General features: G+C 75.2%; 19 protein-coding genes and 3 pseudogenes. 14 read left to right on the forward strand and 8 right to left on the reverse strand.

Annotated elements, in window-relative coordinates:
• Together AB0442_RS37310 and AB0442_RS37315 are read left to right on the forward strand one after the other, a co-directional pair.
• Positions 1–1,501: pseudogene (locus AB0442_RS37310) on the forward strand (primosome assembly protein PriA); the annotation flags it as partial.
• Positions 1,502–1,688: 187 nt separating this feature from the next.
• Positions 1,689–2,531 (forward strand): hypothetical protein, encoded by an 843-nt coding sequence (locus AB0442_RS37315; protein WP_366167991.1) that lies wholly within the window; start codon positions 1,689–1,691, stop codon positions 2,529–2,531.
• Between the two features lie 84 nt (positions 2,532–2,615).
• Here the strand turns inward: AB0442_RS37315 and AB0442_RS37320 are convergent, their stop codons facing one another.
• Positions 2,616–3,146, reverse strand: a complete 531-nt coding sequence (locus tag AB0442_RS37320) for a hypothetical protein (RefSeq protein WP_363541719.1) — start codon at positions 3,144–3,146, stop codon at positions 2,616–2,618.
• A 271-nt stretch (positions 3,147–3,417) separates the two neighbouring features.
• Here AB0442_RS37320 and def point away from each other — a divergent pair, with 271 nt between their 5' ends.
• From def to AB0442_RS37365, 9 genes are all read left to right on the forward strand, one after another.
• Positions 3,418–3,963: a peptide deformylase gene (def, locus tag AB0442_RS37325; RefSeq protein ID WP_366167992.1), complete on the forward strand. Its 546-nt coding sequence runs from the start codon at positions 3,418–3,420 to the stop codon at positions 3,961–3,963.
• Between the two features lie 68 nt (positions 3,964–4,031).
• The gene (fmt, locus tag AB0442_RS37330; RefSeq protein WP_366167993.1) at positions 4,032–4,967 is read left to right on the forward strand and encodes a methionyl-tRNA formyltransferase; all 936 of its coding nucleotides are present in this window, start codon (positions 4,032–4,034) and stop codon (positions 4,965–4,967) included.
• Between the two features lie 67 nt (positions 4,968–5,034).
• The gene (locus AB0442_RS37335; RefSeq protein ID WP_359982320.1) at positions 5,035–6,465 is read left to right on the forward strand and encodes a transcription antitermination factor NusB; all 1,431 of its coding nucleotides are present in this window, start codon (positions 5,035–5,037) and stop codon (positions 6,463–6,465) included.
• Between the two features lie 135 nt (positions 6,466–6,600).
• Positions 6,601–7,572, forward strand: a complete 972-nt coding sequence (locus tag AB0442_RS37340) for an aldo/keto reductase (protein ID WP_366167994.1) — start codon at positions 6,601–6,603, stop codon at positions 7,570–7,572.
• Positions 7,573–7,630: 58 nt separating this feature from the next.
• Positions 7,631–8,128, forward strand: coding sequence for a hypothetical protein (locus tag AB0442_RS37345; protein ID WP_366167995.1), 498 nt, complete (start codon positions 7,631–7,633; stop codon positions 8,126–8,128).
• Positions 8,129–8,258: 130 nt separating this feature from the next.
• Positions 8,259–9,179: a diiron oxygenase gene (locus AB0442_RS37350; RefSeq protein WP_366167996.1), complete on the forward strand. Its 921-nt coding sequence runs from the start codon at positions 8,259–8,261 to the stop codon at positions 9,177–9,179.
• Positions 9,180–9,279: 100 nt separating this feature from the next.
• Positions 9,280–9,927, forward strand: coding sequence for a C39 family peptidase (locus AB0442_RS37355; protein ID WP_366167997.1), 648 nt, complete (start codon positions 9,280–9,282; stop codon positions 9,925–9,927).
• A 128-nt stretch (positions 9,928–10,055) separates the two neighbouring features.
• A complete protein-coding gene (locus AB0442_RS37360; protein WP_366167998.1) occupies positions 10,056–10,886 on the forward strand; it encodes an isocitrate lyase/phosphoenolpyruvate mutase family protein in 831 nt (276 codons plus the stop codon).
• A 230-nt stretch (positions 10,887–11,116) separates the two neighbouring features.
• Positions 11,117–11,941, forward strand: coding sequence for an ATP-binding cassette domain-containing protein (locus tag AB0442_RS37365; RefSeq protein ID WP_366167999.1), 825 nt, complete (start codon positions 11,117–11,119; stop codon positions 11,939–11,941).
• A gap of 57 nt (positions 11,942–11,998) precedes the next feature.
• Here AB0442_RS37365 and AB0442_RS37370 read toward each other — a convergent pair whose 3' ends face one another.
• Positions 11,999–12,853, reverse strand: coding sequence for a hypothetical protein (locus AB0442_RS37370; RefSeq protein WP_366168000.1), 855 nt, complete (start codon positions 12,851–12,853; stop codon positions 11,999–12,001).
• 215 nt (positions 12,854–13,068) lie between these two features.
• Here AB0442_RS37370 and rpe point away from each other — a divergent pair, with 215 nt between their 5' ends.
• The 3 genes from rpe (at position 13,069) to AB0442_RS37385 (ending at position 15,955) form a co-directional block, all read left to right on the forward strand.
• Positions 13,069–13,752 (forward strand): ribulose-phosphate 3-epimerase, encoded by a 684-nt coding sequence (gene rpe / locus AB0442_RS37375; RefSeq protein WP_366168001.1) that lies wholly within the window; start codon positions 13,069–13,071, stop codon positions 13,750–13,752.
• A gap of 126 nt (positions 13,753–13,878) precedes the next feature.
• On the forward strand, positions 13,879–14,904 hold the full coding sequence (locus tag AB0442_RS37380) for an alpha/beta hydrolase-fold protein (protein ID WP_366168002.1): 1,026 nt from the start codon (positions 13,879–13,881) through the stop codon (positions 14,902–14,904).
• 91 nt (positions 14,905–14,995) lie between these two features.
• Positions 14,996–15,955, forward strand: a complete 960-nt coding sequence (locus AB0442_RS37385) for a pirin family protein (RefSeq protein WP_366168003.1) — start codon at positions 14,996–14,998, stop codon at positions 15,953–15,955.
• 837 nt (positions 15,956–16,792) lie between these two features.
• Here AB0442_RS37385 and AB0442_RS37390 read toward each other — a convergent pair.
• The 6 genes and pseudogenes from AB0442_RS37390 to AB0442_RS37415 all read right to left on the reverse strand — a co-directional run.
• Complete coding sequence (locus AB0442_RS37390; protein ID WP_366168004.1) at positions 16,793–17,908, reverse strand: tyrosine-protein phosphatase; 1,116 nt, start codon at positions 17,906–17,908, stop codon at positions 16,793–16,795.
• A 225-nt stretch (positions 17,909–18,133) separates the two neighbouring features.
• Positions 18,134–18,289 (reverse strand): hypothetical protein, encoded by a 156-nt coding sequence (locus tag AB0442_RS37395; protein WP_366168005.1) that lies wholly within the window; start codon positions 18,287–18,289, stop codon positions 18,134–18,136.
• A 567-nt stretch (positions 18,290–18,856) separates the two neighbouring features.
• The gene (locus AB0442_RS37400; protein ID WP_366168006.1) at positions 18,857–19,222 is read right to left on the reverse strand and encodes a hypothetical protein; all 366 of its coding nucleotides are present in this window, start codon (positions 19,220–19,222) and stop codon (positions 18,857–18,859) included.
• 289 nt (positions 19,223–19,511) lie between these two features.
• Positions 19,512–20,162: pseudogene (locus AB0442_RS37405) on the reverse strand (FAD-dependent monooxygenase); the annotation flags it as partial.
• On the reverse strand, positions 20,051–20,464 hold the full coding sequence (locus AB0442_RS37410; protein ID WP_366168007.1) for an FAD-dependent monooxygenase: 414 nt from the start codon (positions 20,462–20,464) through the stop codon (positions 20,051–20,053). The gene AB0442_RS37410 and the pseudogene AB0442_RS37405, both read right to left, overlap by 112 nt.
• Positions 20,465–20,551: 87 nt before the next feature.
• Positions 20,552–20,688: pseudogene (locus tag AB0442_RS37415) on the reverse strand (nuclear transport factor 2 family protein); the annotation flags it as partial.

A 20,688-nucleotide genomic window follows, 5' to 3' on the forward strand; every position in this document is an offset into this window, starting at 1 on the left:
CCCCCTCCTGGACGGCGACCACCCGGCCGTCCGGGAGGCGATCGTGCACGGCGTGCGCGCCGCCCGGGACCAGGCCCGCGAACTCGGCCACCACCTGCGGGGTGCCCTCGCCGTCCTGCCGGACGGCCGCGCCGTCGCCCGGGTCGACGCCGCACTCACCGCCCTGCTCGGCCCCGGCCGGCACACCGTGCTCGCCGCCGACGCCGGACCCGAGGAACGCTACCGGCACTGGCTCGCCGTCAACCGGGGCTCCGTCCGGGCCGTGATCGGCACCCGGGCCGCCGTCTTCGCCCCCGTCCGCGACCTCGGGCTGCTCGCCGTCTGGTCCGACGGCGACTCCAGCCACAGCGACCCCAACGCACCCCACCCGCACGTCCGCGAGGTCGCCCTGCTGCGGGCCGCCGACGAAGGCGCCGGCGTGCTGCTCGGCGGCCTCTCCACCACCGTCGAGGCGGCCCAGCTGGTCGCCACCGGCTGGGCCCGGCCGCTGACCGCAGACCGGGAGACCGTCCGGGCGCTCGCCCCGCGGATCCGCACCGTCACCGACCACGACCAGGCCCGGGACGCCGCCGCCCAGGCCGCCCGGCTGCCCTCGGTCGCCTGGGAGACCGCCCGCGACGCACTGACCCGCGGGCCCGTCCTCATCCAGGTGCCCCGGCGCGGCTACCTCCCCCGGCTCGCCTGCGGCCGCTGCCGCACCCCTGCCCGCTGCCGGCGCTGCGCCGGCCCGCTGGAGGCCGGCGGCGCCGACACCCCGCCGCAGTGCGCCTGGTGCGGAACGCCCGAGACGGACTGGCACTGCGTCGAGTGCGGCTCCTTCCGGATGCGCGCCCAGGTCGTCGGCGCCCGGCGCACCGCGGAGGAACTCGGCAAGGTCTTCCCCCGGGTGCCCGTCCGCACCTCCGGGCGGGACGCGGTGCTCGCCACGGTGCCCGGCACGCCCTCCTTGGTGATCGCCACACCCGGCGCCGAGCCCCTCGCCGAGGGCGGCTACGCCGCCGCCCTGCTGCTCGACGGCTGGGCCCTGCTCAACCGGCCCGACCTGCGGGCCGGCGAGGAGGCGCTGCGGCGCTGGCTGACCGCCGCGGCCCTCGTCCGGCCGGCCGGCGCGGGCGGCACCGTGGTGGTCGTCGCCGAGCCGACCGCCCGGCCCGTGCAGGCCCTCGTCCGGTGGGACCCGGCCGGGCACGCCGCGACCGAGCTCGACGAACGGGCCGAACTGCACTTCCCGCCGGTCTCCCGGATGGCCTCGGTGACCGGCGCGCCGCAGGCCGTCGCCGACCTGCTCGGACTGCTGCGGCTGCCCGAGGGCGCCGACGTCCTGGGGCCCGTGCCGGTGCCCGCCGGCCGCGGCGAGGAGCTGGAGCGCGCCCTGATCCGGGTCGCGCCCGGTCGCGGGGCGGCGCTGGCCACGGCGCTCAAGGCCGCGCAGATCGCGCGGATGGCGCTGCGGACGGGGGAGCAGGTACGGATCCGGGTCGACCCGCCGGACATCGGCTGAGGCGGGGCGGTTCCGGGCTCGGTCGGGGTGCCGGTCGGCGGGGTCGTTTCGTGTCGGTGGGTGGTGGGTGTCGGGCGGGGTGTGCTGGAGGTGCCCGGGTGAGGCGGGGCGGGCCCGGGGCCCCGGACGCCGTGAATGGTGATCACGCCGTGACCTGCGGCGGGGTGGTGATCACTAGGGTGGGCCCGTGCCGATCAGCGACAGTGCGCCGGGCCCGGAGGGGCCGTCCGACGACCCGTTCGACGTGGTGCTGGACGAGGACTTCGTCCGCGCCGCGCCGGTGAAGGAGGGCCCGGTGCCGGGTCTGCTGCGGCCCGGCGCACCGCCGCCCCCGCCGAAGCGGGTGTGGCCGCGGAACGCCGCGCTGGCCGCGGCCGCCGCGGTGCTGACCGTGATCGCCTTCCAACTGGTGGGCCCGAAGGACGACGGGAAGCAGTCGGCCGCCACCGTCACCGCCGGCGCGACGGCCGCCACCGCGTCCGCCGCGCCGTCCGGGTCGGCCGCCGCCCGGCTCTCCGGCCGCCCGCCGGCGCCGCTGGCCGAGCTCTTCCCCGCCACGGTGAAGACCGCGTCCGGCGCGGTGTACACCAGGGTCGCGTCCAAGGACCTCGGCACCTGCCCCGAGCCGACCTCGGTGGGCCCGGACCTCGCGGCCATGATCGCCGAGAGCAAGGGCTGCCTCGGCCACCAGGTCGCGCTGTACAAGGACGCCCGGAACAACCAGTTCAACCTGGCGGTCTTCACCATGAAGGACCAGGTCGACACCGTGAAGCTGGTCACCCGGCTGGGGCTCAACTACGACTCGTACCAGGTCGGCGCGCAGGCGCCGCCGCCCGGATCCGGCCTGCCGACGCTCGCGGCGGACAGCGGTCTGGTGCAGGCCTTCTCCGGGGTCGGGCGGGCCGTGGTCGCAGGCCTCGGGCAGTGGTCCGACGGCCGGGTCGCCGACTACGGCGACCTGATGAAGCTGGTGGAGCCGCTGCTGAAGGACGTCACGGACCGGGCCAGGGCCTACGAGATCCGCGGCTGACGGGCCCGCCCCGCGGCCTGCGCACGCCCGGGTGGGGGGGCGACGGGCCGCGGTTACGGCGGGTCCGCGGTGCCCGGGCGGGCCTCAGCGGGCGGCGCGGGCGTTCGGCTGGGCGGTCAGGCTGCCCTGCCGGGCCTGCGGCACCGTCCGGGGGAGGGGGCCGGGCACGGGCACGGGCACGGGGGCCTCGGCCCGCTCGTGGAGCGGCTCGGGTGCACGCTCGTCGTGCGGCGCCGGGACGGAGGCCGCCGCGAGCAGCTCGGTGGCCGGCCGGCGCATGCCGTACCGGCGGTGCACCGCCTGCTTGGTGACGCCCAGCGCGGAGCCCACCGAGTCCCAGGAGAAGCCGAGTGCCCGGTCGAACTCGACCGCCGCCGCCACCAGCGTCTCCACGCTCTCGCGCAGCTCCTGCGCCAGCCGGACGGTCGGGGCGGGCGCCCGCCCGTACACCACGAAGCCCGCCGAGGTGCTGGGCCGCCGGGGCCGGTAGACGTTGCCCAGCTGGGCGGTCAGGGTGCGCAGCGCGTCCACCTGGCGCCTCACCCGCTCGATGTCCCGCACCAGCAGGTGCAGGCTCGCCCGCGCCCGCGCATCGTGGTTGATCTGCTCGGCCATGGCCTCTGCGCCACCTCTCCGTACGGTCGGCGTGGACCGCGACGCCGTGCGTCCCGGTCAATTCCACTTGACCAACGCCCGACCCCTGGCCCGGGTAACGCGCCCGTCCGAGAAGGTCGGTGGGGCACGACCCGGACGGGCCGCCGGGCGGCCCCGGCGCACGCCCACCCGCGCCGACCTCGCCGAACCCCGGCCCGGCGCACGGAGCCCATTGCATAGACTCTGCAGGTACGCCTCCCTGCCGCCGACGTCCCGAGGAGCCCCCGCAGCCATGGCGATCCAGCCGATCAGGATCTTCGGCGACCCGGTGCTCCGGACGAAGGCCAAGCCGGTGACCACCTTCGACAAGGAACTGCGGCGCCTGGTCAAGGACCTCACCGACACCATGCTCGACGCCCCCGGCGCCGGCCTCGCCGCGCCCCAACTGGGCATCTCCCTGCGGGTGTTCACCTACAACGTGAACGGCGTGGTGGGCCACCTGATCAACCCCGACCTGTCGCTCACCGACGAGGAGCAGGACGGCCCCGAGGGCTGCCTGTCGCTGCCGGGCCTGCGCTTCGACACCAAGCGCGCCCACGGCGTCGTCGCCAAGGGTTTCAACATGTACGGCGACCCGGTGACGATCGAGGGCACCGAGCTGCTCTCCCGCTGCATCCAGCACGAGACCGACCACCTCGACGGCATCGTCTTCATCGACCGCCTCGACCGCGAGACCCGCAAGGCCGCGCTCAAGGCGATCCGCGAGGCCGACTGGGGCGACGGCCCGGCGCCGACCGTCCGGATATCGCCGCACTCCACCTTCGGCTCCGCCCGCTGACCACCTCCTCCACCCGCCGGGCCGCGCGCCCGCCGGGCCGGAGCACGCCCCCTCCGAGAAAGGCACCCATGCGCCTCGTCTTCGCCGGCACCCCCGAGGTCGCCGTCCCCGCCCTGGACGCCCTGCTGGCCTCCGACCGGCACGAGGTGGTCGCCGTGGTGACCCGCCCCGACGCGGTCTCCGGCCGCGGCCGCCGCACGGTCGCCAGCCCGGTCGCCCGGCGAGCCGAGGAGGCCGGCATCGAGGTGCTGCGGCCGGCGAAGCCCAGCGACCCGGACTTCCTCGCCCGGCTCACCGAACTCGCCCCGGACTGCTGCCCGGTCGTCGCCTACGGCGCCCTGCTGCGCCCCGCCGCCCTGGAGATCCCCCGCCACGGCTGGGTCAACCTGCACTTCTCGCTGCTGCCCGCCTGGCGCGGCGCCGCCCCCGTGCAGCACGCGGTGATGGCCGGCGACGAGGTCACCGGCGCCTCGACCTTCCAGATCGAGGAGGGCCTCGACTCCGGCCCGCTCTACGGCGTCGTCACCGAGGAGATCCGGCCCGCCGACACCAGCGGCGACCTGCTCACCCGGCTCTCGCACTCGGGCGCCCGGCTGCTCGCCGCCACCATGGACGGCATCGAGGACGGCACCCTGCACGCCGTGCCCCAGCCCGCCGAGGGCGTCACCGTCGCCCCCAAGATCAACGTCGAGGACGCCCGGATCGACTGGAGCCACCCGGCGCTGCGCGTCGACCGGCTCGTCCGCGGCTGCGCCCCCGCCCCCGGCGCCTGGACGGTCTTCCGCGGCGAGCGCCTCAAGCTGGCCGGCCCGGTCACCCTGCTCCCCGGCTCCGCCGAACTCGCCCCCGGCGAGATGGCCGTGGCCAAGCACAGCGTCCGGGTCGGCACCGGCAGCCACGACATCGAGCTCGGCGAGGTCCAGCCGCAGGGCAAGAAGCAGATGCGCGCGGCAGACTGGGCCCGGGGGGTCCGCATCGAGTCCGGCGAGCGACTCGGCGACTGACCCGTTCCGGACCGCCCCACCTCTTCGCCCGCCAGACCTTCCGTCCGCAGCACATTCGAGGCACCACGTGACCACGCCCAGCGCCAAGCGCGCCCCCCGCCCGCACCGCCGCCCCAAGAAGGACCCGGCCCGGATCGTCGCCTTCCGCGCCCTGCGCGCCGTCGACGAGCGCGACGCCTACGCCAACCTCGTCCTGCCGCCGCTGCTGCGCGAGGCCGAGCAGAAGGGCATGGAGCGCCGCGACGCCGCCCTCGCCACCGAACTGGTCTACGGCACCCTGCGCCAGCAGGGCACCTACGACGCGATCATCGCCGCCTGCATCGACCGGCCGCTGCGCGAGGTCGACCCGCCGGTGCTCGACGTGCTCGCGCTCGGCGCCCACCAGCTGCTCGCCACCCGGATCCCCAGCCACGCCGCGGTCTCCGCCACCGTCGAACTCGCCCGGGTGGTGCTCGGCGACGGCCGGGCCAAGTTCGTCAACGCGGTGCTCCGCCGGATCAGCGCGCAGGACCTCGACGCCTGGATCGAGCAGGTCGCCCCGCCGTACGACGAGGACGCCGAGGACCACCTCGCGGTCGTCCACTCGCACCCGCGCTGGGTGGTCTCCTCGCTCTGGGACGCCCTCGGCCGCTGGCAGCCGGACGCCTCCGGCCGCGCCGCCGTCGAGGACCTGCTGCGCGCCGACAACGACCGGCCCGAGGTCACCCTCGTCGCCCGCCCCGGCCGCGCCACCGTCGACGAACTCCGCGAGGCCCTGCCGGAGGGCGTGGACGGCCGCTGGTCCCCGTACGCGCTGCGGCTCGCCGAGGGCGGTGACCCGGCCGGGGTGACCGCCGTCCGCGAGGGCCGGGCCGGCGTCCAGGACGAGGGCAGCCAGCTGGTCGCCCTCGCGCTCGCCGCGGCGCCGCTCGACGGGCCGGACAGGGTCTGGCTGGACGGCTGCGCCGGACCCGGCGGCAAGGCCGCGCTGCTCGGCGCGATCGCCGCCGAGCGCGGTGCCGCCCTGGTGGCCTCCGAGAAGCAGCCGCACCGCGCCCGGCTGGTGGCCCGCGCGCTCGCCGGCAACCCCGGCCCGTACACCGTGATCGCCGCCGACGGCACCCGGCCCGCCTGGGCGCCCGGCAGCTTCGACCGCGTCCTGGTCGACGTGCCCTGCTCCGGCCTCGGCGCGCTGCGCCGCCGCCCGGAGGCCCGCTGGCGCCGCCGGCCCGAGGACATCGCCGGCTTCGGCCCGCTCCAGCGGGACCTGCTGCGCGGCGCGATCCGGGCCGCCCGGGTCGGCGGCGTGGTCGGCTACGCCACCTGCTCGCCGCACCTCGCCGAGACCCGTGCCGTGGTCGACGACGTGCTGCGCGGCGAGAGCGGCGTGGAGTGGATCGACGCCCGGCCGCTGCTGCCCGGCCTGCCCGGGCTCGGCGAGGGCCCCGACGTCCAGCTCTGGCCGCACCTGCACGGCACCGACGCGATGTACCTCGCGCTCCTGCGGCGCACCGCCTGAGGCCTCGCGCCCGGCGGCCGCACCCGGCGGCCGCGGGCGGGCGGTCCGTGCGGGGCCGTCCGGGCGGGCGGAATTGATCCACCGCCTGAACGAAAACCTGGACAGCGGCCGCCGGTGTGGCCGAGGGTGGGAATCATGGAGTTCACCCACCTCGGCCGCACCGGCCTCACCGTCTCCCGGCTCTGCCTCGGCACCATGAACTTCGGTCCGCACACCGAGGAGGCCGACGCCCACCGGATCATGGACACCGCCCACGAGCTGGGCATCAACTTCTTCGACACCGCCAACGTCTACGGCTGGGGCGAGAACAAGGGCCGCACCGAGGAGATCATCGGCAACTGGTTCGCCCAGGGCGGCGGGCGCCGCGAGCGGACGGTGATCGCGACCAAGCTCTACGGAGACATGGGGGAGTGGCCCAACGAGGGCCGGCTCTCCGCGCTCAACATCCGCCGAGCCGTGGACGCCAGCCTCAAGCGGCTGCGGACGGACCACATCGACCTGTACCAGATGCACCACGTCGACCGGGCCGCTCCGTGGGAGGAGATCTGGCAGGCGATGGAGGTGCTGACCGCCCAGGGCAAGATCATCTACGTGGGGTCGAGCAACTTCGCCGGCTGGCACATCGCCCGTGCCCAGGAGACCGCCCGGGCCCGCAACTTCCTCGGCCTGAGCAGCGAGCAGTCGCTCTACAACCTGCTGGAGCGCAGCGTCGAGCTGGAGGTCCTGCCCGCCGCCCGGCACTACGGTCTCGGCCTGATCCCGTGGTCGCCGCTGCACGGCGGCCTGCTCGGCGGAGTGCTCCGCAAGGAGCGCGAGGGGGTCCGCCGGGCCTCCGGCCGGTCCGCCGAGACCCTGGAGAAGCACCGCGGGCAGATCGCGGCGTACGAGGACCTCGCCGCCGAACTCGGCCACGAGCCCGGTGACGTGGCGCTGGCCTGGCTGCTCTCCCGCGAGGGCGTCACCGCGCCGATCGTCGGCCCGCGCACCCTGGACCAGCTGCACGCCGCCAACCGTGCGCTGGACGTGGCCCTGGACGCCAAGGCGCTGGAGCGCCTCGACGAGATCTTCCCGGGCCACCGCGCCGCACCGGAGGACTACGCCTGGTAGAACGGATGTCCTGCCCGGGCGGCCGAGTCCGGGCAGGACGCGGGGGAGGGGTGGCGCCATGGAGGCGCAGCGGCGCGCGGTGCCGAGGTCGGTGTGGGTGGTGACCGGGGTGTTCGCCGCGTTCTGGGCGGTCGTCCTGGGCGGGTGCACGCTGGTCGTCCAGCGGGACGAGGCGCGCGCGGAGGACCGGTACACCTCGACCGACTGGTTCGACGAGGTGTTCCCCCGGCTCGGGCCGGCCGTCTCCGGCACCTGGCGGTCCACCGACGGGCCGCGCGACCTGCTGCCCTCGCCGGACCCGGGGCTGGCCGGCTTCTTCCGGCTGCCGCCCGGCCGGATCGCCGAACTGACGGCGGGTCGGGAGTGCGCGCCGCTGGCGGCACCGGACCTCACCGGCGACTGGCAGAAGGAGCTCGCCGGGAAGGGGCCCGAGGGCGCGTCCTGGATCGGCTGCCCCTCGCTCGACGCCGAACTGGCCCCGCAGGCCCCGGCCCACGCGTCCTTCTGGCTCGACCGGGCGTCCGACACCGTCTACGTCCTCGGCATCGACCTCTAGGCCGTCTCCTTCGGATCTCGCCGGCCCGCGGGTGCCGGAGCGGTCCCTGCTGCGCGAGTTATTGACGGTCAATCTAATACGGTCTACGGTCCTGGCAGACCCCACCCGAGCGACCGAGGAGCGGACCCCCATGGCGACCACCGCGCGCAAGGCCACCGCAGCCGTCCTGGAGGAGCGCGACGTGCAGCGCCGGCGCACCGCCGAGCGCCTGCTCGCCTCCTCCGCGAAGCTGTCCTTCGATCCGCTGAAAGACGTCGACTGGGACAGCCTGCCCGTGCCCGGCGCCTACTACATCGCACCGCAGCGGATCTCCCTCTACGGCACCGACCTGTGGGAGCGCCTCAGCGAGGAGCAGCGGATCGAGCTCAGCAAGCACGAGGTGGCCGCCGTCGCCAGCGTCGGCATCTGGTTCGAGGAGATCCTCATGCAGATGCTGCTGCGGCACGCCTTCGACCGGGACCCGACCACCGCGCACGTCCAGTACGCGCTGACCGAGATCGCCGACGAGTGCCGGCACTCGGTGATGTTCGCCCGCATGATCGCGTGGATGGGCGCGCCCGCCTACGGCCCGGGCCGGCTCGCCCACGAGCTCGGGCGGGTGTTCAAGGCGATCTCCACGCACAGCCAGACCTTCGGCGGGACGATGTACGTCGAGGAGATCCTGGACGCCTTCCAGCGCGAGATGATGGCCGACGAGTCGCTCCAGCCGCTCTCCCGCCAGGTCGCCCGGATCCACGTCATCGAGGAGTCCCGGCACATCACCTACGCCCGCGAGGAGCTCGTCCGCCAGGACCTCGGGCCCGTCCGCCGCCGGGTCGAGCAGCTGCTGATGGGCATCGTGATCCACGTCGCCACCACCCACCTGATCAACCCGAGGGTGTACGCCGCCGTCGGCATCGACCCCAAGGAGGGCCGCCGGGCCGCGAAGCGCAACCCGAACTGGCGGGCCGCCAAGACCGAGATGGCCGCCAAGGTGGTCGGCGTGCTCGACCGCGCCGGGCTGGTCGGCCGCACCAACCGCTGGCTGCTGCGGGGCGCCGGCATCGTCTGAGCCGCGGGCCGGTGGGGCGCAGACGCACGGCCCGGACGTGCCGGGCGGCGTGCGCGTCCGGGCCCCACCGGCGAGGCGAGCCGTCCCGCCGTGCGTCAGAATGATCATTGTGCAGCCGATCAGCCACCCGGTTCCCTACTACGCGCAGTGGGAATCCCCCGAGCTCGTCCCCGACATCCTGGCCGGCACCGTCCTCGCCGAGGACGACCCGCGCTGGGAGGAGTCGGGCGCGCCGGACCCGGACGAGTACGCGTACTGGTCGTGGCGCGCCTGCGGCATGGCCTGCCTGCGGATGGCGCTCGACCACTGGTGGGGCGTCGCCCCGCCGATCGTGCGGCTCGCCGAGGAGAGCCGCGAGGCCGGCGCCTACGTCCGGCACCCCGACGGGCGGCTCGACGGGCTCGTCCACGCCCCCTTCGCGGCCTACGTCCGCGGGCGCTGGGGCCTGTTCGCGGACGCCCGCGCCCCGCTGCCGGCCGCGGAACTCCGCGGCCACCTCGACGCGGGCCGACTGCCGATGATCTCCGTCCACCCGTCGATCCGCGCCCTGGAAGCGGCCCCGCCCCGGACCGGCGGCCACCTGGTGCTCGCCGTCGGCGCGGACGACGACGCCCTGCTGATCCACAACCCCTCCGGCTTCCCCGGCGAGTCGCAGCAGCACGCCCGGGTGCCCTGGCCCGACCTGGAACGCTTCTACGCCGGCCGCGGCGTCGTCCTCGGGCCGCCCACCCCGCGCCGGGCCGAGTAGGCCGGAGCCCCGCGCCGGGCCGGGTGGGCCGGAACCCGTCCGGCCGAGCAGGTCCGGCACCCCCCGATCGACGGCCGTGTCGCGAAACCGCGAGCGGCCCACCCCACCGCCTTGGTCCAATACGGGACATGACTGCACAGCACCAGAAGGCCCAGCTGTTCCGTTCGCTCCACGACTCCGCCGCGCCGCTGGCCCTGGCCAACGCCTGGGACGCCGCCAGCGCCCGCCTGGTCGAGGCGGCCGGCGCCAAGGCCGTCGCCACCACCAGCGCCGGCGTCGCCTGGGGACTCGGCGCCGCGGACGGCAACCACCTCGACCGCGACCGGGCGATCGCCCTGATCGGCCGGGTCGTGGACGCCGTGTCCGTCCCGGTGACCGCCGACATCGAGAGCGGCTTCGGCGCCACCCCGGCCGACGTCGCCGCCACCGTCACCGAGGTCCTCGCGGCCGGCGCCGTCGGCATCAACATCGAGGACGCCCGCACGGACGGCGGCCCCGGCCTGCGGCCGACCGAGGAGCAGGCCGAACGGATCGCCGCGGCCCGCCGGGCCGCCGACGACGCCGGCATCCCCCTCTACATCAACGCCCGCGTGGACACCTACCTCCGCGCCGTCGGGACCGGGGAGACCCGGCTCAAGGAGACGACCGAGCGCGCCGCCGCCTACCTGGAGGCCGGCGCCACCGGCATCTTCGTCCCCGGCGTCACCGACCCCGCGGTCGTCGCCGCCCTGACCGCGGGCATCGACGCCCCCGTCAACATCCTCGCCGGCCCCGGCGCCCCGTCCGTGGCGGAGCTGTCCGGCCTCGGCGTCGCCCGGGTGAGCCTCGGCTCCTCGGTCGCCGAGGCCGCCTACGCGGTCGTCCGCAAGGTCGCCGCCGAACTGGCCGCCACCGGCACCTACACCGGTCTCGCCGACGCCCTGGACTACGGCGAGCTCAACGCCCTGATGAAGGGCTGAGACCGCTCGGCCGCCGCCCGCATCCCGGCCGCCCGCATCCCGGCCGCCCGCATCCCGGTCGCGGCCCGAAGGGCGTGCTCCCTTCCGGGCGGTGCGCCCACGGGTGCGGGCGGGCGGCCGTCCGACGGACGGCGCACGAACGCACCGGCCGCCGAAGTCTGAGATCATCCGGATGCCCGAGGCCGGCCGGAACCGATCCGTACGGCCGCGACCCCGCCCGGGAGGCCGCCGTGACCAGTGCCGAACCGCTGCCCGACGCGCCGCTGCTGCGCGCCGACGCCGTGGACGTGGTGCGCGACGGCCGCTACCTGCTGCGGGACGTATCCCTCACCGTCGAGGCCGGCCAGCACTGGGCGCTGCTCGGCGCCAACGGCGCCGGCAAGTCCACCCTGCTCGCCCTGCTCGGTGCGGTCTCCCACCCCACCCACGGCGAGGTCCACGTCCTCGGCCGGCGGCTCGGCCGGGTCGACATCCGGGCCCTGCGCACCCACCTGGGCCACGTCAACCCGCGCCACCCGCTGCGCTCCCCGCTGCCCGTCCGCACCGTCGTGCTGACCGGGCTCACCAACAGCATCGAACCCGAACCCCGGTGGCGGCCCACCGCCGAACAGTCCGCGCACGCCGAACACCTGCTGGACACCATGGGCATGGCGCACCGCGCCGACGACCCCTGGACGACCCTCTCCCAGGGCGAGCGCGGCCGCGCCCTGATCGCCCGGGCCCTGATGCCGCAGCCCCGGCTGCTGCTGCTCGACGAGCCCGCCACCGGACTCGACCTCACCGCCCGCGAACTCCTCCTCGGCAGCCTCGACCTGCTGCGCGGACGCCACCCCGGCCTCGCCACCGTGCTGGTCACCCACCACCTGGAGGAACTGCCCGAGACCACCACCCACGCCCTGCTGCTGCGCGAGGGCCGCTGCGTGACGGCCGGGCCGGTCGAGGAGGTCGTCACCACCGAGCTGATCAGCGCCTGCTTCGGACACCCCATCAGCATCGCCCGGCACGACGGCCGGTGGAGCGCCCGCGCCGCCCGGACGGCGCCCGCCGAGCTCTGACCCGGGTACCCCGGGCACCCCGGGCACCCCGGGCTCCACCAGTGCCGCGGATCCGGCTCAGCCCGCCGCCGGCAGACCGATCGGGTTGGCCTGCGGCAGCTCGGCCCGGCACACCGTGGCGATCGGGCGCAGCGCGGCCGCCAGCTCGTCCAGCTCGGAGCGGTGGAAGCCGTCCCAGACCCGGGCGGCCGCCAGGTCGGTGGCCGCCTCCAGCGCGCGGTGCCGGGCGCGGCCCTCCGTGCTGATCGTGCCGTCGCCGTGCAGCCAACCCCGTTCGGCCAGACGCGCCGTGGCGGCGTCCCACTGCCCGTCCGTCCAGCCGCGGTGCGGCTGCAGCACCTCGCGGCGGGTGTCCAGCGCGCAGCGCAGCACCAGCGCCTCGCAGCCGTCCAGACCCTCGGAGACCAGGGCGGCGACATGGCCGTCGCCGCGGTGCTCGCGCAGCACCGTCGTCGCCTGCCAGAGCCGGCCGAGCCGGTCCTCGGGGCGGGGCAGCGCCGCGTTGGCGGCGGCCAGCACCCGGCCGCCGCAGTCCAGTCCGTCGACCGCGCGCTCCAGCAGGTCCGCCGAGCGGTCGACCAGGTCCGGCTTCACCGCCTCCAGCACGCGCCCCAGGGTGCCCCGCGCCCCTGCGAGCCGCGCCTGCAGCGCCGCCTCCGGCGACGCCCGCCGCCAGATGTCCGGCAGGGCCCGCTCGACCATCGACGGCGCGAAGTTGAAGAAGGCGGCGGCCACCGGGGCCGCGTCCACCGGGCCGAGCGGGGCCGCCCGGCCGCCGAAGTAGCCGCGCCAGTAACCGCGCAGGCCGACCGCCTCGTAGGCGGCCCGGCCCTCCGGCGCGAAGTAGGTGAGGGCGTGCACCGGCTCGAAGAGCCACCACAGGGCACGGGCGGGATGGACGTGTTCGGCCACGGACTGACAGCCTCTCCGGAGCCGTGCGGCTCCTGGTGCGGGCCGGGGCGCACACGGTGCTGCCGTCGCCCCCCTGAGCGGACCTGCGGTGATCGGGTCTGTGATGCGGGTCACCCCGGAGCCCCGGCGTTCACCTCCGGCCACCGCTTCACGCGATGATGGGAGGAGGCGGCCGCAGACGAAACGCCCGCACCGAGCTGTGAAGGTACCCGGACATGGCGCAGATCAACCCCAGCATCCTCTCCGCCGACTTCGCCCGCCTGGCGGACGAGGCCGAGGCCGTCCGCGGTGCGGACTGGCTGCACGTGGACGTGATGGACAACCACTTCGTCCCCAACCTGACGCTGGGCGTGCCGATCGTCGAGTCCCTCGCCAAGGCCACCGACACCCCGCTCGACTGCCACCTGATGATCGAGCAGCCCGACCGCTGGGCCCCGCAGTACGTCGAGGCCGGCGCCGGCTCGGTCACCTTCCACGTCGAGGCCGCCGCCGCGCCCGTCCGGCTCGCCCGCGAGATCCGCGCCAAGGGCGCCCGCGCCTCGATGGCCCTGCGCCCCGCCACCCCCATCGAGCCGTACGAGGACCTGCTGCCCGAGCTCGACATGATCCTCATCATGACCGTGGAGCCGGGCTTCGGCGGCCAGGCCTTCCTGGACATCATGCTGCCCAAGATCCGCCGCACCCGGGAGCTGATCTCCAAGCACGGCCTCGACCTGTGGCTGCAGGTCGACGGCGGCGTCGCCCCCTCCACCATCGAGCGCTGCGCCGAGGCCGGGGCCGACGTCTTCGTCGCCGGCTCCGCCGTCTACAACGCCGCGGACCCGGCCGAGGCCGTCCGGGCCCTGCGCGCCCAGGCCGACGCGGCGACCGCCGGCGCCCACTGGGCCTGCCGCCACTGAGGCGGGCGCGGCCGTCCGGGCCGCGCACGGGCCGGAGGGCGGTCGGGGCTTGCCGGAAGGGCGGTCGGGGAGGCCGGACCTGACGGCCCGTAGAGTAGGGGCCCAAGATCGATCGGGGGAGGGGCCTTGGGAGCGAGCGGCGAGGAACGGACGGCCGGAACGACCGCGGAGGTCGGGAGGATCCCGGAGCAGTCCCGTGGGGTGCGGCGCGCGGTGCCCGGGGGCAAGGCGCCGGCCGGCGGACCGGAGGGTCCGCCGGCCGCGGAGCAGCCGGAGACCGGCACCGGCCGGCGCGGGTTCCTGCGGGCGCTGCTGGTCGCCGGCGTCGGCACCGCGGCGGTCGGCGGCGCCATGATCGAGGACGTGCTGCCCGGCGGTGCCCGGCTGCGCAGGGCCATCGGCATGACCGGCCCGGACGGCACCGTCCCGGCCGTCGAGCCCGGCCCCGTCCGCACCGACCAGCTCGCCTCCAAGGCCCGCGGCCGCCGCATCGAGCTGACCGTCGTCTCCCCGCCCGGCAGTACGCCCGGAGCCGACCTGCCGGTCTGCCTCGCCCTGCACGGCCGCGGCGGCTCCGCGGCGGCCCTCGTCGACCTCGGACTGCCGCAGTTCCTGGCCGCCGCCACCGCCGAGGGCGTGCCGCCCTTCCACCTGGTCGCCGTGGACGGCGGCGAGGCCACCTACTGGCACCGCCGCACCCCCGGGGACGACCCGATGGCCATGCTGCTGGACGAAGTCCCCGGCTGGCTCGCCGCCCGCGGCCTGGCTGCCCCCACCGGCGTGCTCGGCATCTCCATGGGCGGCTCCGGCGCCCTCCAGTACGCCCGCGCCCGCAACGGCGGACTCGCCGCCGCGGCCCTGCTCAGCCCCGCCCTGTTCACCTCCTGGGGGGACGCCCGGCCCGTCGACGCGTACCAGGACCGGGCCGACTGGGAGGCGCACGAGCCGCTGCGCCACCTCGACCGGCCGCTCACCCGCAGGCTCGCCGTCTGGTGCGGCACCGAGGACCCGTTCTGCCCGGCCGCCCGCAAGCTCGCCGACCGGGCCGCCGAGACGCACTTCCCGCGCGGCGCCCACACCGACGGCTTCTGGCGCCGGGTCCTCCCCGACGCCACCGCCTTCCTCGGCCAGGCCCTCGCCCGCCGGGCCTGAGGCGGGCCCTCCACGGTCCACCCGTGCCGCCCGCGGCTCGCCCGTCCCGCGCCTGCCGGGCCGCGGCCGGGTGCGGGGGGATACTCGCGGCATGAGCAACCTCGACGTCCGACCCGCCGCCTCCCGCTGCGGCGGCGAGGCCTCCGACGGTCCGGTGAAGCAGCTGGTGGCCGGCCGTCAGGTGCCGCTCGGCGAGTCGACCGTGGTGCGCCGGCTGCTGCCCACCCTGGGGCGGCGGATGGTCGGTGCCTGGTGCTTCGTCGACCACTACGGTCCGGACGACATCGCCGACGAGCCCGGCATGCAGGTGCCCCCGCACCCGCACATGGGACTCCAGACGGTGAGCTGGCTGCACGAGGGCGAGGTGCTGCACCGCGACAGCCTCGGCAGCCTGCAGACCGTCCGGCCGTACGAACTCGGCCTGATGACCTCGGGCCGGGCCATCGCGCACTCCGAGGAATCGCCGCGCGAGCACGCCCGGCTGCTGCACGGCGCCCAGCTCTGGGTCGCCCTGCCCGACGCCCACCGCCACACCGAACCCGCCTTCGAGCACCACGCCGAGCTGCCGGAGGTCACCGCGGGCGGGCTGCGCGCGCGGCTCCTCCTCGGCACGCTGGACGGGGCCACCTCGCCGGGCACCACCTACAGCGCCCTGGTCGGTGCCGACCTCGCCCTCCGTGAGGGCGCGGCCCACCGGCTGCCGCTGGAGCCGGGATTCGAGTACGCGGTGCTGTCGATGACCGGCAGCGTCGACGTGGACGGCGCCCGCGTCGAACCGGGCTCGATCCTCTACCTCGGCTGCGGGCGCCGCGAACTGCCGCTGCTCGCCCGCACCGACGCGGCGCTGCTGCTGCTCGGCGGCGAACCCTTCGAGGAGCAGCTCGTCATGTGGTGGAACTTCGTCGGGCGCACCGCCGAGGAGATCGCCGAGGCCCGAGACCAGTGGCAGGCGGGCGAGCGCTTCGGCGAGGTGCACGGCTACGACGGTGCCCGCCTGCGGGCCCCGGAGTTGCCGTCGATTCCCCTGAAGCCGCGAGGGCGTGAGCGCTGACCTGCGAAAACGCCGCATCAAGCACAGGCGGAAGGTGCCGTCGGTCGGCCCCTTCGAGGTGCCTCTTCTGCCGGGAGCAGAAGGGTGATCCGGCCTGCTCCCGACCTCAGGAAGACGCTGCCCGCAGTCGCGCCGAATCTCGTGTTCGGACGCGTGCGCAAGATGCGGGCGGATCGATGCTGACCTTTTGCTGACTTCCTGACATCGAAACAGGTGATCTTCGCTGCGGACTGCTCGCCGCCTTTCATGGGGACCGGCCCGCGGAGCAGGTGCTGCACAGCGGAGGCAGGGATCTCCCGTGCCGTGCCGACCACACGGGGCAGGGTTTCTTGATCGGTGGGGGGCGTCCCGCAGGAAACAGTCGTACGTCTGCCGGTCCGGCCGTGCCCGTGCTGACCGTCGTGACATGGAATCCCTCAGCTCGCCACTGCACTGTCGTCCTGCCTTGACGCGGAGGCGGCCGGCGGGCGGCGCAGCCGGACCGCGACAGTCTCGGCTTCGCACCGCGGGTCGAAGGCGAAAGCCGGTACGAAGCCCGTCTTCACTACGGCGAAGCCGGGCAAGCGGGCGGCGCCGAAGAAGCGCGTCACCGCTGGCGGCAAGGTGACAGCCGGGGACCTGCCGGAGCAGAGCAAGGGCGAGCTCGACAAACGAGCCACCGTCCTCGACGTCCCGCACCGTTCCGCCATGACCCGCGATCAGCCCCAAGGCGTTGTCGACGAGGTGGAGGAGGGCGCGGATGCCAGGAGCGGTCGTAGCGGCTCGTAATAGGCGCGGGATGTACCGCCCGGCCGGCGCCGGGTTTGTGTGCCCGTGGGCGGCCGGGGCGGCGCGGGGTCAGTCCGTCAGCAATTGGCTGCGCAGGTCGCGCAGGTCCTGCTTGTCGAGGCCGAGGCCCTGGCGCAAGTAGGCGTCGAAGGTGCCGTACTTGTGCTGCACCTCGTCGAAGCCGGCGGCGAGGTACTGCGGCCTGACGTCCAGCAGCGGCTTGTAGACGGCCTGGTACGCGGGGGGCAGGGAGGCCAGTACGGCGGCGTTCTCGGCGGCGCGGTAGGTGTTGCTGGCGAGGTAGTCGGCCTCGATGGTCTCGCGCGGCACGCCCAGAGCGGTGAGCAGGACGGCGGACGCCCAGCCGGTGCGGTCCTTGCCTGCGGTGCAGTGGTAGAGCACCGATTCGTCGTCGCGTTCCACCAGGGCGTCAAAGACCGTGCGGTAAGCGGTCTTGGCGCTGTCGGCGGACACCATGACGCGCTCGGCGTCGGTCATCGCGCGGACGGCCGCCTCCGGGGTGGTCACGTTGAAGGCGCCGGTGTCGGCGGCGCCCAGCACGTTGGCGTTCACTGCGGTGGCGCCGGCCGGGAGACGGTCCGGGCCGGACGTCTGCTCGGCCGGGGTGCGCAGGTCGAAGACGGTGCGAATGCCGAGCCGGCGGAGCTTGGCCAGGTCCTGGTCGGTGAAGCGGCTGAGGTCGCCGGAGCGGTAGACGACACCCATCCGCACCCAACGGCCGTCGGCGGTGCGGTAGCCGCCGGCGTCGCGGAAGTTGGGGGCCGAGGCGAGGTGCAGCGAGCGGTCGGCGACGACCAGCGCCTCGCCGCGGTCAGGGACGAGTTCGAAGTACCAGCGATCGGCGGCGGGCAGGCCGGTGACCGTGACGGTGGCGCTGCCGACTGCGCGGGCTACCGGGCGGCGGTGCCGGACAGAGCCGGGGTCGGTGCCGGCGTAGACCGTGACACCGCGGACGCCCGGTGCCGTCCAGGAGAGGGTGAAGCTGCCGTCTGCCTGCTGCGCGGCGCTCGCGGCGGTGAACGGGATGCGGTGGGCGGCCTGGTCCGCGGCCGCGGCCCGGGCGCCGACCGTGGTCGGGACGGCGCCGGCGAGCGCCGGCGTGCCGAGGGCCAGTGCACTGCTGAGGACCAGGGTGGCGCCTATGCGGGTACGGGAGTTGATCACGGTGTGGACCGTACGAAGGGCCGGTCGGCCGTCCGTGTCCACCGCCCGACCCTCCGGCAACAGTTTGTTGAAGATTCGGTTCTCCGAGCTGACGGAAGCCGGGCGATCGGAGTCCGGGGTGCACCCGGTGAAACGCAGGTCCGCGGCCGGGGGGCGTGGGCCGTCGAACAGCCCCGGATGTTCCGGCGGGGCTACGGCTAGGTGCACCAGGGCCGGTGTCGCGGACTAGCCGCCGGCCGAACGCTGGTCGGCGGCGTACGCCGAGGTGGAGCCGGAGTACGCCGCCGGGGCGGGCACCGGAAGCGCGCCGCACGGTTGCTCGGGGTCGTAATTGACCACCCGCTTCGACCGGTGGTAGCCCAGGGCGGTGAGGCCAGGCACCAGGGAAGGCCAGGGAACGGATGACGACGAATGAAGTGATCGGCCTCGTGCTGGCCGTGTTGGCGAGCCTGCTGTGCCTGGGGGGGGCGGCATGCGCGAGGCACGGGTGCAGGCGCGCCTGCGTCGGTACGGCGTGCACGCCGAGGGGGTGGTGGGACCATGAGATGCTCACCGGCGACGCCTTTCTGATTTCTGACGCTCGTCATCGAGTTCACCGACTGGCAGGGACGGGCCGTCGGGTTCACGGCCGTGGCGAGGGGGCCGAGGAGTGGAATGGATCTTGGAACCCATGCGTCGGTCGTCCATCCGTCCGAACGGCCCGGGAATGCACGGGTGTCCAGCAGGAAGCAGCGCCGAGCTCACGTCAGCTACTTTGCCGCAAGCGTGATCTTCTTCGGCGGCGCGGTTTGGGCGTGGCTCGGCCGCTGAACTTGTTCCCTCCTCGTTCTCGCCTCCGCCCCGACCTACGTAGGTGTGGCGCCAGTCGAACCCACTGCGCCTGGCCCGGAAGATCTTGCACGGCCGCGCCGGCCAGCTTTACCAGAACCACCAGGGCGGCATGGAAGGTCATGCACTGGTCGACCGCGCACGCAGGAGCGGGACCCCTGCCTGGAGGCTGGGGGCGCCGCGCGCTGATCTGGCCTGATCCATGAGAGAGCGTCGCCGAGTGGGGCCGGCGGATGGGCTCACCGGGTGGCGTTCAGCGGCAGAGGGTGCGCAGGGTGGCGAGGCGGTCCGCGGCGCTGTGGGTCGGGGTCGATGCTGGCCCCAGGCGACCCGCGCGTCCGGGCGGATCAGCACGGTGGTGACGTCCCGCCAGATCGGTTGGGCCGTTTCGGTGTCGACGGTCAGCGTGCGGTGCTCCAGGCGGTCGGCGGGGTGGGGTGTCCGTATCCCGTCGAGGTCCAGCAGCAGGGGTCGGCCGTGGTGCATCAGCGGGTGGGCGGTGGTCGTGCCTGCCGGGGTGGTCAGGGTGAGGCCGGAGGCGGGTGCCGTTCAGGGGGTGCGGGCCGCGCGGGGTGGCGGGGAGCGGGTCGTCGAAGCCGGCGGTCCGGCGGGCCCGCCGGTGGTTGGTGCGTGGTTCGGCGAGGGCGGCGGACCATACCTCGCGCAGGGCGATCTGTTCCGGGTTCGCCGCCGCGAACAGGGCGAGCTGGGCGCGGGTGTTGTCGATGACGGCGCGGGCGGCCAGCCGGCGTTCGGTGTCGTAGCTGTCGAGCAGTCCGTCGGGCGCCCGATCCTGGAGGGTGGCGGCCAGCTTCCAGCCCAGGTCGGTGGCGTCCTGGATGCCGAGGTTCATGCCCTGTCCACCGGCGGGGAAGAACACGTGGGCCGCGTCCCCGGCCACCAGCACCCGTCCGGCCCGGTACCGGGTGGCCTGGCGGGTGGCGTTGCCGTAGCGCGACAGCCACCGGGGGTTGCGCATGCCGAGGTCCCGTCCCAGCAGCGTGCGGGTCTGCTCGCGCACCTCTTCCAGGGGCAACGGTTCGCCGGTGCCGCGGTGCATCGTGGCCGTGGAGAGGCCCGCCAGCCGGTGGACGCCGTCGCCGATCGGGGCCGCCAGTAACGAGCCGGCCGGCCCGGTGGCGGCGAGCGGTCCGGCGGGCGGTTCGTCGAGTTCGACGTCGGCGAGCCACCCGGTGAGGGTGGTGTCCTGACCGGGGAAGCCGATGCCGGCCGCCGGGCGCACCGCGCTGCGGGTGCCGTCGCAGCCGACCACCCGGCGGGCCTGCACGGTCCGGTGGGTGGTGCCAGCCCGGGTCACCACCTCGACGGCGTCCGGTCCCTGGGTGAGCGAGACGACCTCCTCCCCCCGGAGCACGCGGGCGCCCGAGGCGACCGCGTGCTCCTCCAGGAGCTGTTCGTTGACGGACTGGCCGAGCGCCAGCATGAAGGGGTGAACCGCCCCGACCGTGGAGAAATCCAGCCGGTGGCCGCTGCGCCGAAGTGGCCGGTCGGTACCGGGGTGCCGCGTTCGATGAAGCGCTCCGCGAGGCCGCGGGTGGCGAAGGTGTCCAGCGGGCCGGCCTGCATGCCGACCGCGCGGGAGCGTCCGTCCGGTGCCGTCCGGCGTTCCACGACGGTCACCTCCACCCCGTGCAGGCGCGACTCTGCGGCGAGCCAGAGCCCCACGGGGCCTGCCCCGGCGATGAGCACGTCGAGCACGACGACCACTTCCTTTCGTATCGGAACGATGCGCTGGGACGGCGGCGCACCGGTGCGCCGGGACGGGGGCCTCGCGGCTTCAGTGGGGCGCGGTGCTCAGCGGGCGCTGCCGAGGTTCCGGTCGGTGTCGGCGCCTTCGAGCATGAGGGTGGTCTCCTCGATGCGGCGGAAGCGACCGTCGGGGGCGAACTCGGCGAAAAGGTAGACCTCCATGCGGACGGTGGAGCCGTCGG

It is taken from the genome of Kitasatospora sp. NPDC085895 (assembly GCF_040702125.1).
In the GTDB taxonomy this organism is placed as follows: domain Bacteria; phylum Actinomycetota; class Actinomycetes; order Streptomycetales; family Streptomycetaceae; genus Kitasatospora; species Kitasatospora arboriphila.

Coding starts and splice junctions, on each gene's coding strand:
- AB0442_RS37320 (WP_363541719.1), bottom strand. CDS start 3,146: ATGGCCGAGCAGATCAACCACGATGCGCGGGCGCGGGCGAGCCTGCAC.
- def (WP_366167992.1), top strand. CDS start 3,418: ATGGCGATCCAGCCGATCAGGATCTTCGGCGACCCGGTGCTCCGGACG.
- fmt (WP_366167993.1), top strand. CDS start 4,032: ATGCGCCTCGTCTTCGCCGGCACCCCCGAGGTCGCCGTCCCCGCCCTG.
- AB0442_RS37340 (WP_366167994.1), top strand. CDS start 6,601: ATGGAGTTCACCCACCTCGGCCGCACCGGCCTCACCGTCTCCCGGCTC.
- AB0442_RS37345 (WP_366167995.1), top strand. CDS start 7,631: ATGGAGGCGCAGCGGCGCGCGGTGCCGAGGTCGGTGTGGGTGGTGACC.
- AB0442_RS37350 (WP_366167996.1), top strand. CDS start 8,259: ATGGCGACCACCGCGCGCAAGGCCACCGCAGCCGTCCTGGAGGAGCGC.
- AB0442_RS37355 (WP_366167997.1), top strand. CDS start 9,280: ATGATCATTGTGCAGCCGATCAGCCACCCGGTTCCCTACTACGCGCAG.
- AB0442_RS37360 (WP_366167998.1), top strand. CDS start 10,056: ATGACTGCACAGCACCAGAAGGCCCAGCTGTTCCGTTCGCTCCACGAC.
- rpe (WP_366168001.1), top strand. CDS start 13,069: ATGGCGCAGATCAACCCCAGCATCCTCTCCGCCGACTTCGCCCGCCTG.
- AB0442_RS37385 (WP_366168003.1), top strand. CDS start 14,996: ATGAGCAACCTCGACGTCCGACCCGCCGCCTCCCGCTGCGGCGGCGAG.
- AB0442_RS37400 (WP_366168006.1), bottom strand. CDS start 19,222: ATGCACCACGGCCGACCCCTGCTGCTGGACCTCGACGGGATACGGACA.